Annotated in this window: 8 protein-coding genes and 1 pseudogene; all 9 read left to right on the forward strand. The window is 39.4% G+C overall.

The genetic code is table 11. The annotated features are described in order from the left end of the window. Window positions 1–69 precede the first annotated feature (69 nt). Window positions 70–1,173 carry a hypothetical protein gene (locus tag A4308_RS12220; protein ID WP_156491215.1) on the forward strand — a complete coding sequence of 368 codons (1,104 nt, stop codon included), beginning with the start codon at window positions 70–72 and terminating at the stop codon, window positions 1,171–1,173. A gap of 524 nt (window positions 1,174–1,697) precedes the next feature. Next, window positions 1,698–2,528, forward strand: a pseudogene (locus A4308_RS22285) (IS5 family transposase). A 1,756-nt stretch (window positions 2,529–4,284) separates the two neighbouring features. Then, the gene (tssB, locus tag A4308_RS12230) at window positions 4,285–4,794 is read left to right on the forward strand and encodes a type VI secretion system contractile sheath small subunit (RefSeq protein ID WP_063308561.1); all 510 of its coding nucleotides are present in this window, start codon (window positions 4,285–4,287) and stop codon (window positions 4,792–4,794) included. Further along, entirely contained in the window at window positions 4,791–6,281 is a 1,491-nt protein-coding gene (tssC, locus tag A4308_RS12235; protein WP_082826298.1) for a type VI secretion system contractile sheath large subunit, read from the forward strand. Before tssB ends, tssC begins: the two co-directional genes overlap by 4 nt. Window positions 6,282–6,350: 69 nt before the next feature. Then, complete coding sequence (locus tag A4308_RS22445) at window positions 6,351–6,899, forward strand: hypothetical protein (RefSeq protein WP_156491216.1); 549 nt, start codon at window positions 6,351–6,353, stop codon at window positions 6,897–6,899. A gap of 195 nt (window positions 6,900–7,094) precedes the next feature. Next, window positions 7,095–7,526: a GPW/gp25 family protein gene (locus tag A4308_RS22450; RefSeq protein WP_156491217.1), complete on the forward strand. Its 432-nt coding sequence runs from the start codon at window positions 7,095–7,097 to the stop codon at window positions 7,524–7,526. A 272-nt stretch (window positions 7,527–7,798) separates the two neighbouring features. Then, a complete protein-coding gene (gene tssF / locus A4308_RS12245) occupies window positions 7,799–9,607 on the forward strand; it encodes a type VI secretion system baseplate subunit TssF (RefSeq protein WP_197469587.1) in 1,809 nt (602 codons plus the stop codon). Beyond that, the gene (locus A4308_RS12250; RefSeq protein ID WP_063308564.1) at window positions 9,598–10,536 is read left to right on the forward strand and encodes a type VI secretion system baseplate subunit TssG; all 939 of its coding nucleotides are present in this window, start codon (window positions 9,598–9,600) and stop codon (window positions 10,534–10,536) included. The genes tssF and A4308_RS12250 overlap by 10 nt, the downstream gene beginning before the upstream one ends. A gap of 1 nt (window position 10,537) precedes the next feature. After that, window positions 10,538–12,436, forward strand: coding sequence for a type VI secretion system Vgr family protein (locus tag A4308_RS12255; protein WP_063308565.1), 1,899 nt, complete (start codon window positions 10,538–10,540; stop codon window positions 12,434–12,436). The last annotated feature ends 66 nt before the right edge of the window (window positions 12,437–12,502 follow it).

A 12,502-nucleotide genomic window follows, 5' to 3' on the forward strand; every position in this document is an offset into this window, starting at 1 on the left:
GAGCCAAAACAATTAAGGAAAAGAGTTATGCCCCAGAGACATGAAGCTCCTACGCTCGCACGCATTGACATGATGGAACGCGGTCTTCCCGCTCCGGGGAACGCCGGGATTATCATCCCGGATAATAATTCGACGTGGCTGCGTCGGCAGATTGGAAATGCCAGCGCCATTGCTAGCCGTAATATCATCTCCGTCGTGATACCTACCGCGTTGCGGGAATTTATTCGGCGGGTGGTATTTAGCCGCATTGCCGAAGGTGGAACTTCACTGGCCTTTGGGGCTACGGCAGGATACCTTCCTTGTGTTTTGCAGGTCGGAGGGCTTTATAACGATATTCAATCACATACTTATACACGATGGACGATAGCGGGTAGGATGGCCTGTATCATTCTTCCGGGGGCTGGCGTGACAGCACTGATTGCGGTGGGCGGGATGGGGTCTTCCGCGGCTGCAGCGCTGGGAGCCGCCAACTTCATTTATACCCCCCTGCGTGATATTGCTCAGAATTATTTCCGTCGTGACAGTAATCTGACCCCGGATGAGCATGAGAGACGGATCTGTGCGGCTATCGGTGCGGTTGCTTATGTTCCTAACCAGATGGCTGTCAACGAGGGGATGCAGTATGGGGCCGATTTTCTGACACCTTACCTGGGTAGCGTGGGGGCAAACGTTGTTGCGCGTGCTGGTGTGAATTTTTTTGGTGAATGTCTTGATGATACCGTATCACTGGCCAGTACATCTTGTCTTACTGGTCAGCAGGTTAGAACCCATACTCGTTTTAGCCCTCCTTCAGAACATACGTGGGGGCAGGTAGCCGATCGGATACTGAATATTCATGCCAGCCGTAGTGCGTTGTTTTCATCCACGTTCAGTGCTGCATTTTTGGCTGACTTACCTGCAAGAGGCAAGAGCTCACCCGGCATGACTAGCACCATCATGCCCGGAACAACCACGGGCTGCGAAAGTCCAACGCTCCCTAAATCATCCTATGATCATGAGGGATTGTTAAAGGAAAGTGCAGTGGTAGGTTTGACTGCCGGCGTGGGGTATTTTCCCTTTATCGTGTCGGGTGAACAAACTGCACCCCGACGTCAGATGGATCTGGAAGCGGGGAGAGGAACGGTGCCCGGAAATGATATTAGAATGACGCGGTTTAGCGTGGTAAATGAATAAATCATGTGAATGGAAGTAAATGAGGATGAGGGATGTCGTCCTATGGTGTAAATCGCTGAGAAGGTATTTTTTTCAGCGTGGAGTTAATCCGGAAGCTGGCGTTCCAGGGATTGTCATTGCTACTGATGTTCTGCCCCTATGTTGATAGGCTTTCAGTTAATTCATCTTCACAATATTTTCCAGGCAGTTAGCTTGACCGGCATTCGTACCATTCTCATCAAGACTGAGCAATGCCAAAAATTCGATGGAGACTTAACCGGAAATATCATCACGTCACTGCATATCGGCCCAGCGACCTTAATAATGAGCAATATTGCAACCTTTACGATATGCTCTTAAAACCTCTTCGACAGCGGTCGCATGATGTAGCACAGGCGAAACGGCGTGCAAAAGCGCCATAAGCTATTCCGATCAGTGTTTCGGCTGCACCGGCGAGTGATAGACATTTATCCCTGAACTGAAGATACACCAACAGACGTCCTCAATGAGGTGCTTACACTTCAACGACACAGACTGTGTCTTTTATAGCTCGCTACGACCTACCTGATAGCTTGGGGACTCATCCAGCTTCTATTACCTGCAGAACTTGAAATACCACAGGCCGGACGTACTTGGACAGAACATTGTATGATAATCAGCGGCATATACAGACCGCTATGTTCAGGGGCGCCATGGCGCGATTTGCCTGAGCGGTAGGGGTCATGGAAAATGGTATATAACAGCTTAAATCAATGATCTAAGTAGTGAGTGATTAACATTTTTTTTCAGTAATTTACTTTCATCTCTTTACACTCATGGCTTCGTCGAATAGACAACAACGATGCTGGATGGCAGTAATATCCGGTCGTTCAGAAGTGCAGCCAAAGCGAAAAAAATCCTAATGTCTCCGGAAGTAACAGCCTGAAGTGCTTTGGCGGTGGTTGACCACCAAAATCCATCTGTTAACAGACGGAAGCAGCCTGCCATTAAAAATCGTGCTAAACACCGGATAAATCTTTGAAAGCCAGTTTGCATAACATCTACTAGACGGTATTGGTGTCCAGCGACAGAACGGCAGCGTGAATCTGACTGGTCATGCGGTACTGACCGATTAAGTCAATTCAGGCATGCTTTACGTAACGAACTGAAAAGCATAGTTATAAAAATAATCATTCCCCGCAAATACAACGAGAAAATGGCTTCGGATGATCGGGTCCGATCGAGATACATACCGCAATCGCTATGTTGTTGAGGGTTGCTTTGGTAACCGGAAGAATATCATCGCAATGCCAAACGTTATGAAATAACGACAAGAAATTTTCTGGCACTGGTAAAACTGGTCCACATCCGGTTTTTATCGACGGTTATGCCATTAAGGGACGCAGAAAATATTTGGTCTACCTTACGTGAGTTTAAAATTTCATGCCAGAGGTTTCATTACCTACTGTCTCAGCGTCTAGAATCTTCCGCGACAATATATCTGATTAACTACGGGGGGGGGATTAAATACCACCGGAAAAATCATACTGACAATAAACGGGAGACTCATCATGGCAAGATGAAATTGCATGGTGTGGTTAGTTAATGCTCCGATTTAACTGAAAGGCTTAGTAATGCGCACGTGTAGATAAGACAGGGGAATGCCCTGACGATTTTATTTTTTACCTTCCTTCATTAAGTGCAAATTCGCATGGTGCTCGAACGCCAATTCTAAACTCCCTCGTCAAACATTGATTTATTTAGAGGCCATTTTTAACTATGTTCAGCACGATAAGCTTAAAATAAATAGGTAACCGATTGTACATGATACAGAAAAAAATCATTTGAAATGGGTTGGTATTTAATGATTGCACAAGTCAACTTAAAAAGTTCTTTAGTTCTTATGAAATTTAGGGCTTGCATTGTTTTTTATGTATCTAATTGCATTGGTTTGTATGTTTATAATAATTTTTTTTGAAGTTGTATCTATAATTATGTAACTGGAAATTTTATTGATTTTGTAAGGCGTAACTATTATTCTTTTATCAAGAATAAAATAGAACTGAGTTTTGGAAAAAGAGATGGGTGCTATCCTCCTTATGCGAATTGGTGTGTGTCGATGGGCGGTAGCGTGCAACCAAGGATGAAATGGATGAAATTAAGTATCTGAGCATAGATATCCCCCTATCGTTCCAGAATTATCTACTCTTTTATTTAGGTCTGCCGATGTCTCAGATATTCCTGCAGTGAACGGTAGCTTGGCAGTACTATGCATAGCCATTCATTGGAATACTAGAACTCCATCGTCAGGTTCTGTACTACTGTATAGGTTTCCGCTTGTGGCTTAATAATATTGTAGTCGGCTTTATCGTCTTTTTCTGATTTTCACAAGTCAGACAAAGTTGAGTATAAGTTATTTGATATTTTGCATTTGATTCTTTTTCCTGTTGCCACCAGCGCTGAGGTTGGGAGGATATCGAGGATTATGGCAATGTTCATCAGGTTTTTTATGAAGCTAAATATGGGGATGGAATGTCAGTGAATGGGCTTTACTGAATAAAAGGAAAATTTGCTAAGTATAGTGATTAGATCACGTATCTCCTCACAATACCATGTAGCTAAATGGTAAATTATAGTCTCGTAAATGAGGTTGCAGGATGGTTATGATGAATTGTAATCAGCTGTTTTTATTTGAATGTTTCTCTTGATAATAATCTCAATTAGCATATAAGTGGCTAAATATGATTGGGGTTAGACAATTTGGTAGAATAATCTAAGGGGACCATTAATTATAGGATTACTAATATGGTTTATTTTACTGCTATATCCATTTAAGGATAGAACAGTTTTACTTCCTTCACAGAAGAAATTATTCAAAGAGAGAGAAGCGAAAACATGGGAATACAATAATATAACAAGAGCTTGAAGGTTACTGGAGCTCACTATCAATGCTGGGGTGACGGTTCTGTTGCGTTAACATAGTTGAGGCTTTTAGTTGTTTCCATTATCAAATGATAAGATCTTGTGCAGAAATTTTTATGTTCTCACAAATCTATATGATCAGAAATATGTGAATATAGACCTTATTCACCTTAATAGATGGTGATAGGCAGCAATGTATGAATATTTTAATAACAATTTGAGAAAAAATGAATGAGCACACAACATAAGTTGGCTAAAAATCGTTCTCCTCGAGTGAATATTACCTACGATATGGAACTAGGGGAGTCAAGTGAGAAGACTGAATTACCTTTTGTTCTTGGCGTCATTGGTGAGTTTTCTAAAACAGATGTTCCATTGAAAGAGAGAGAGTTTATTTCTATCACAAAAGAGAACTTTAGCTCAGTTATGCAAGGGCTTAATCTTTCATTGGCTATGATTGTCGATAATAAGCTGATCGATAACGAAGAAGAACTTCTTAACGTTAATCTTGAATTTAAATCGATGGATGACTTTTCGCCGGAAAGAATTGCTCAACAGATTGAACCATTGCGTAATCTGGTAGAGGCTCGTGGGAAACTAAGCGATTTAAAAAGTCGCGTGTTGTCAAACGAGCGTTTACGTGAGCATCTGGAGTCAATAAAAGAAGGTAATAAAGATGCAGGAAATTTTGCTGATGATTTGAGTAAGAAATCCATAGAAGAGGAAATTGATAAGCCATGAATGCCGCATCTCAACAAAAAACCAGTACGTCTTCAACAGGGCTAAAGAATGATGTAAGTTTACTGGATAGTGTGATTGATAATACCAAAGCTATTCGTCATGAAGTTGATCGTGACCGTGCACGTGAACAGTTGGACCAATTTTTGCAAGAAATTTCAGATGGTACACTGGTCATTTCTGATGATATCATCAATGGAATTGATGAGAGAATCAGCATTATAGATAATTTACTTTCGGAACAGATCAGTGTTATTTTACACCATCCTGATTTTCAGAAAATAGAGTCAACTTGGACTGGGTTAAGTACATTACTTTCTTATAAAGAATCAGATAGTACAAGTATCAAAATATTCACTGCAACAAAAGCAGAACTTAGCCGGGATTTTAAAGTCTCCGCTGATTTCGATCAGTCAGCTTTATTTAGAAAAGTCTATGAGAATGAGTTTGGAACTCTAGGTGGAACACCTTATTCTGCGTTAGTGGGAAATTATTTGTTTGATAACACACCGGGTGATCTGTATCTTCTGGAACAGATTTCACATGTTGCAGCCGCCGCTCATGCCCCTTTTCTGAGTTCGGCATCTGCGGGGATTTTGGGCTTGGATGATTATACGGATTTACATAAGCCACGAGATCTGCAAGCACTATTTAATAGTACTGACTATTTGCGCTGGAAGCGGTTCCGGGATTCTGAAGATTCTTGCTATGTCGGGCTCACATTGCCGAGTGTCATTGGGCGACTTCCTTATGGTAGTAAAACGGTCTCAGTAGAGAGCTTTAACTTCGAAGAGAAAATGATAGAGGGAAAACGCAACCAGTATCTGTGGGTAAATGCAGCTTTCTCGCTGGCGGGCGTCATGGTGCGGGCATTTGAAGAATATGGCTGGTGTACTGCTATAAGAGGTGTTGAGGGAGGTGGTGTAGTTGATGCATTGCCAACCTATAAATATACATCTATTTCTGGCGAACGAGTTGTGCAGTGCCCTACGGAAATTGCTATAACTGAGCGACGGGAAAAAGAACTGGCTGAATTAGGATTTATCCCACTGGTCTATTATAAAGGTACAGAGAAAGGAGTGTTTTTTTCGGTTAATACACCGAATAAACCACGCCAGTATGACAGTGAGCAGGCAAATGCTAATGCGCGTTTAGCCGTACAATTGCAGTATATTATGGCAATATCACGTTTTGCTCATTACATAAAAATTATCATGCGAAATAAATTGGGAGGGTTTACTACTCAGCTTAAATGCCAGAATCATCTGCAGAAATGGATTAACAAATATATCCTCAGTGAGGATGATGCACCATTAAAATACAAAGCAAAGTTTCCACTTAGAGATGCTAAGGTTACTGTGGTCGAACAGCCCGACGCACCAGGTAATTATCGGGCAATACTCTATTTGCGACCACATTTTCAACTGGAAAGTTTAAGCATGTCTTTGAGGTTGGTTGCGGAACTTCCTGATAGTGCAAGTGGTGGCTAAAAAGGTTAATAAGAACCAAACTTAAATATTAATAACAACTTTGATAAAAGTAAATAAGGAGATAGAAATATGGCTAGTCAAAACGGTCAGCAACATTTTATGTTTGTTAAGATTGAAGGGGATAATATTCCTGAGAGAATTGCAAAAGGAAATAACAAAATTAAAGGGTATGAGGATCAAATTCAAATTGATAATTGTGTTTTTGAAGAAGCAAACTGTACATTTGAAAATGGTCAGCAATATTTATCTTCATCAGATAATTGTCATACTATTCGCTTTGTTGGAACTAGTTCAAAATTAGGTGGAAGTATAGATGCCTCTTTTTCGAATGCATTTAAACAGCTAAGTAGCCCGAGTTTGAAAAAAACCACAATTACTTTAAATTATGCCCAGTCTATTAATGATCAGGTAGAAACAATAAAGTCAATTGAACTAACAGACGTTGATATTACAAGCATCGATTCAGGGATGGGAGGAGAGGCTTTATCTAGTTTCAATGTTGTTGCTAAAGGACTCGGAGGGCATATTACAGTTACACCTTATGATGAAGAAGGAAAAGCCGGGTCTGCTGAAACTTATCACTTGACTGATTTAAGCACTCAGGTAAAAGGTAAGTAACGTAGCCTAATTCATGATACAGAGTTACCCTGGACAGTGCGAAAATGACAGAGCGAACATGAAATGCTCGAGGTTTGGATTCATATATTTTACACCTACATGGTGTTCAAATGCATGCCCATTTATTTAAGACTGTCCAGGGTAAGAATAATAAGAGAAGTCGCCTTATAGATCAGCTTCTAACACGCTCTCACTATGACTATTTCATTATTACACCGACTAAAAAATAAAGGCGATTCCCCTAGGAATACTCATACAGAATACAAAGAATCAGTATGTGCATTGTTTGTAGATTTGTGTCTACTATTTTCATCTCGACCATTATTACCAGAGGATAATAAATTTCCTTCTCTTGAGAAATCAGTCCTTAACTATGGGATCAGAATAATTCAGGATTCAATGATAAAAGAAAGTAAAGAGCTTATGACAGAAAAATTGGCTAAAAATATTGTCCAGGCTCTGTATTTATATGAAAGAAGATTAAGCAATATTACTATTTCCCGATACAATGTAACGGCAGAAAAAATCAGTTATAGAGTTGATGGTTTATTTAATGGTAATCCCCTTGTGTTTATTGTTTCATGGGAAACAAGTGTCTCTTCTTATTCTCTGGATGCGATTCTATAAACAATTGCAAATGTAATAATTTTTTTCTATATTATTTAATAAAGTAAGAATAAATGCAGAGCACTTGATGTAAAGAGCTAATTATACCTGTTATTAAAAATGGATCCTGTTTGTGACGTTTTCTTTAGTTTTGGCTGACGTAAGTGATTGCTGCATCTCGGTGCATCAGTATCAACTCGGGAATATAATAGGGTAATGCCTAATAAAATCATTGCAACGGCAATGTAATGTATTGTTTATGGCCACATTGTTCTGTTTTAGAGACTAAAATAATGTCATTTCCTGTTAAGTTACTTGAATATTACAGCAAAGAATTAAATACATTAAAACATTACGGAATAATGTTTAGCAAAAAATTTCCAGACATTGCGAAAAGGCTGGGTTTTATTGATGGTAAATCTGAAGATCCTCATGTTGAGAGGCTGGTTGAATCTTTTGCCTTGTTAACTGCGCAGTTACAGCAGCGAATAGATGAAGACTTACCTGAATTAAGCCTTGGTGTTCTGGAAACCTTGATGCCACAGGCTGTGCGTCCGATCCCGTCGGTCACGGTTGTTCAGTGCCACGATAATCCTGGTGCTTCTGTTCGCCAAAAAGTATTGATGGTTCCCAGACATACTCTGCTTCACTGCCGGGAAAGCAATGGAGACGGTTGCCGTTTTAGAACATGTTACCCATTACTGATTCTTCCTATTCAGTTAACATCTGTAGCGCTTGTTGCTAAGAATTATGAAAATGACTGGCAGCTATCATTAACACTACTATCCAATGCATCATCACTGCCTGTTGATGCCTCCCTCAGAATCTATCTGGCAGGAGAGAGTGATTTCAACCAGTTATTTTACGAGGCATTATTATCTCAGGTCCATACCTTGGAATATTGTCAACATGACAAAAAGTTGATTTTTTCTTCAGAAAAGATCAAACCTGTGGGTTTCGAAAGTGAAAACTATCTCTGTGCAGATGACCTAACTATTGATCCAGTCCATCATCTTATCCGTGATTATGCAGTTTTTCGGGAGCGTTTTCTGTTCATTGATCTACCGCTGCCTCCCGAATTGTTCGTAAGTAAAATACCGTCCCCAATATCAGTTACAGTTAAGTTTAATAATTCTTTTGTTATTAGTAAGTTAGGTGGAATATATCAGCAGTGTAACATAAGTAATATCAAGTTAAACTGCGTACCCGCGGCAAATCTATTTACGTTACGTTCAGAACCAATCACGCCAGATGCGAATATACATGAGTATCTTCTCAATCCTGATGTTCGTAATAAGGAAAATTATGAAATATATTCTGTCAATAATGTTGAGTTGAAAAGGAAGCAAGACGGAATTACTGAAACGTATAGTATAGCGCCCCTTTTTTCTTCTAAATTATTAGGTTGTTCTGAGTTAGATGACCTTCTCTGGCAATCTACACGAAAAAAAATTTTGCAGGTAGGAGATGAAGTCAGTAATACTTTTCTTTCTTTTGCTGAAACAGACACTTTCTCTCTGAATAAACAGACTGATATTATTTCTGCCTCACTGGTCTGTATTAATAAACAGGGGATATCTGAACTGACAACAGATAACCCTGAGGGTGATTTTTTATCCCAGATAGACTTACCCGGCATCCGTATCTGTGGATTAATGCGTCCGCGCTTACCCATTCAACCCCAGCTGACTAATCAGCAGCAGTGGCACCTTGTTTCGCAACTGTCACTGAATAAAACTCTGTATAGTGGTGGGGACGGAGTAAAAATATTGAAAAAAGCACTGGAAGTTTATAATATTGAACGTAATCAACAGTTTTCATACATGACAAGTCTAATAATAGATATGCAGGTAATAGCGATCAGCGGAAGATTATATCCGGATGATCCACTCTCTATTGCCAGAGGATTATCACTAACACTGACTTTTCATAAAACGACCCGAGAACATGCAGGATTTTATCTTTTTTGTAGTATTCTGGAAAAGTTTGTCGGCCAGTATGCGCCAGTAAACAGTTTTATTCAGACTACTATACATATTGAGAGTGAAGATGAACCTCACTCTGTCTGGCCGAAACGGGCAGGTAATCTGGTATGGTTGTAAAAAAATTTGTCCTTCCCACGACTAGGCGCTTCTACCAATCCGTCAGGATGATCCTGAAATTCTGGCGCAAAAAGAATCCCCAGCGATTGTATGACTGGCGGGTCAATGCAGTACAGTTTAATTCGTCACTAAAACTCACTGCAACAGAAACTGAAGTTGAAGAGCTTACCGCTATACGGCATACGGAAGGTGCTGATTTTGAATTAATAGTCAATGATTTTGGCCTTCTGGGGACTTATGGTGCATTGCCTCATGGTTATACAGAATGGATTGCGGAACAAATCTCCTGTCATAATGATATAGCGATAAAGCACTTTCTGGATATCTTTAACCACCGGATTAACACAATGCGCTTTGATATCTGGAAAAAAAGCCATCTTTTTGTTGCCAGAGAGCTGGATGATAATTTCCATTACCCAGCAATATTTAACGCGGTAGCCGGTGTTAGCCAGCATGACAGTTTTATAACTGGATTCGTTAGAGCGAATAATGCTTCATTATGGAACCGGCGTACACTGGTAAATCTGGTCAGGCTGTTACAGCGTGAATTTAATTGCTTGGTAGAGATTTTTCCGTTTCAGGGGGCGTGGATAGAGATTGAACCTGCTGCAAGGGGGCGATTAGGCCATAGCTCACTTGCTTTAGAATCTTGCGCGGTGTTAGGAAAAAAATACTGGGATATGCATGCATCTTTTCATATTAAAATTGGGCCTATCGAACATCCTGACACAGTAAAAGAAAATGAAAAGCTATTAAAGAAAATAATACAACAATATATGTATCCTTCAGTTTCTTTTACCTATGAATATGTTTTTCCGACCGTGCATTGTAAAAATAAAATTAATGGGCAATATCAAATTGGCGTGAATAGTTGCCTTGGATACTACTCGGTTGACCGCTGTTTTTTCTCGGGGAGTGAGAAGGGATAAAATGACTGATAATCATAGGAAGAAACGTTATATAGGATTTACTGGTGAATTTTCAAGTGTGGCAGATATTATATCCACTGAAGGGAGTGAAGGCTTTTGTCAGTCTTTTAGTTTCAATCTTCATATCAATACTCATCGTTCATTTAAGGATATGTCTGATTATATTGGCCGTTCAGTAGGATTGAAAATAGATTTTGATGATGATCAACGCTACATACATGGTATTATTACTGAAATTAAACAAATTTCAACCGATGCTGATTTCTCTGCGAGAAAATCAGAAGAGGAAGACATTGCTTTTATCGGTACACAGTATACTCTAAAAATAGAGTCAAGTTTGGCATTGTTAAAGAAAAATATTACCTGTCAGGTGCATAGCGCAAAAAAAGCTATGGATGTGGTTTTTGATGTACTGAAAAAATATCATATTCACTATGATTCATCCAGGTTAAGTACTGATGCATCTGCTGCTCAGACTCGGGTGCAGTATAATCAGTCAGATTACCATTTCATAAGTGAAATATTGCAAAGTATCGGTGTCTATTATTTTTTTATACATTCTGAAGATTCACATTGTTTAATGTTTTATGACAGTCTTTCTCAATTGGATAATTTGGGGGGTGAGAATTATACACTTTCTGAAATTTATGGTCTTTATGGCATTAGTGGATTAACACAGCAGCAGACATTGGTTCCATCATCTGTTAAAATGAATGGTTATAATATTGCAAATAATGTCGCTTTTAGCCAGGAAGGTTCCGTAAAATTAAAGATTCAAAACAACATTGATATTTGTCACTACACGGATAGCTTCTTAGATGATCAGGAACGATTGCACGATCAAATAAAATTTAGAACTGGTCAGTTATTTTATGCTTCAGCTATGGGGAAAATAGCTAACACATCTCCCTCAATAGTAATGGGTAAACGTTTTAAACTTAATTCAAACGAATATGCACCAGAACTGGAAATTGATTATTTCATCAGCGAAATCTCTCTGAAGGCTAGTAATAGTTATTTCCGCATTATAGACGGTGAAGAAAAAATTAACGAGGGTAAGTTTTTAGCTGAGCTAACTGTTCATCCCTATATTGAAGGTACATGTTACTATTCACCATTTAACATATGTCGCCAGTTGATTTCTGGTACATTATCGGCTTTTATTACCGGTCCGGAGAAGGAGGATATTCATACTGATGAATATGGTCGGGTACAAATCCGGTTTTTATGGCAGCCAGAAAAATATGGTACCGAATTTAACCAGAAAGACTATTGTTGGGCCAGGATTAGCCAGGTCTGGAGTGGTCGGGATATGGGGGGGCAGTTTATACCAAGGGTCGGCAGCGAAGTTTTAGTCAGCTTTTTAAACGGCGATCCTAATTATCCACTAGTGACAGGTTGTGTATTCAATGGTAATAACAAGCCACCTTTTGATCTGGAAAATGCTCAGTCTAAAACATGTAGTGGTTTTATATCACATAATACTGTAAAAGATTCACGCATGGCTGGTCATCAACTTTGTTTTCAGGACAAGAAAGAAGAAGAGTTTATTCTTCTGCAATCTCAGAAAGATTTGCATTTTAAAGCGGAGAATGATGCCACTCTAACTGTCAGCAACGGAAGCTATACGGTAAAGATAGAAAAAGGAAAAATAAAAATTAGTTGTGCTGATGACATTGAAGTGAGTTCTAAAAATGGTATCAGGTTAAGTGTTGAGGATAGTCAGATAAATATCACACCTGAGCAGGTAAAAATATCTTCGCCAGAGGTGACAGTCAATGCAAAAGGTGAAACTACATTATCAGCGAAAGGAAAAGTCAGTATCATATCTGATGGGGAAGCAGAAGTGTCAGCACATGGTCTTGTTAATATAAATGGTCTGAAAGTCAAACTAAACTAATTGTATGGAATTAAATAGATAATGAATTTCTTACTATAAAGCGATGTTTAATGAGGTGGTGAAAGT

Source organism: Enterobacter sp. ODB01, assembly GCF_001623605.1.
Lineage (GTDB): Bacteria > Pseudomonadota > Gammaproteobacteria > Enterobacterales > Enterobacteriaceae > Enterobacter > Enterobacter kobei.